Source organism: Hansschlegelia beijingensis (assembly GCF_045505405.1).
GTDB classification, from domain to species: domain Bacteria; phylum Pseudomonadota; class Alphaproteobacteria; order Rhizobiales; family Methylopilaceae; genus Methylopila; species Methylopila beijingensis_A.
In genome coordinates, this window is the sequence record NZ_JBJKEX010000600.1 from 1 (window position 1) to 987 (window position 987).

General features: G+C 72.4%; 1 protein-coding gene. It reads right to left on the reverse strand.

The window, feature by feature from the left end; genetic code table 11:
- On the reverse strand, nt 1–755 hold a 755-nt coding region (locus ACIKT0_RS18985), incomplete at its 3' end, for a molybdopterin-binding protein (RefSeq protein WP_407106849.1).
- Nucleotides 756–987: the final 232 nt, after the last annotated feature.

The window sequence follows — 987 nt, forward strand, 5'->3', positions numbered from 1 at the left end:
GCCCGCAACCCCGCCAGCACCACGGCGGCGACGCTCGGGGCGCGCGGCAGCTCGCGTTCCTGGCGGGGTTGCGGGCGGGCCGGGATCTCCATCAGCAGTCCTCCGACGCCCATCCGGCTGATGTCGCGGCCGCTGAGCGGGAGCTTCGCCAGCAGCCGGTTGAGCACCCAGTCGAAACCGTTCTCCTTGGGGCTGCGCGCGCAGCCCGGGGCGCCGAGAACCGGCACGCCCGCAAGGTCGCCGAGCAGCAGCAGATTGCCCGGATCGACCGGGATTCCCAGCCGGCGGATCTCGCCGCCCGCCGCCTCCAGCGCGGCGGGAATGACGTCGCGCCGGTCGGTGATCGCCGAGGCGCCGAACACGATGATGATCTCGGGCTTCTCGAGGGCCAGCTCGCGCAGGCTGCGGACGAGGCTGCGCTCGTCATGCGGGACCCGGCGCTCGGCCACGAGCTTCGCCCCGGCGGTCGCGAGCCTGCGCTGCAGCACCGTCATGGTCTTCTCGACCACCTTGGGCTCGAGCCCCGGCAGCAGCGTCGATATGGCGGCGACGCGCCTGACCTCGAACGGCGCCAGACGCACCAGCGGCCCATGCGCGCGGGCGAGTTCTTCGGCGCGGGCGACGAGATCCTCCGGCACCGCGAACGGGATGATCTTCACCGTCGCGGCCATGGCGCCCTGTGGGACCAGCGCATGCTCGTCGAGCGTCGCGAGCGTCACCGCCTCGTCGATGTCGTTGAGCGCGTCGACGCCCACGCGATCGACCAGCAGCAGGCCGGCCCGGTCCGAGAAGATATTGGCGCGTCCGGTGAACGCCGGGTCGGCGCGCAGGCCCGGCCCGAGCAGCGCGGCCGCGATGGAGAAACTTGTTCGACGCCAGCCCTACCGAGACCGTGATGCCGATCTCGCGCTCGACTTCCCTGGCGAAGATCGCGTCCGACCTCGACAAGCCGCGCGGGTTCGCCGCGCTGTCGCTGGAGGAGGCGCC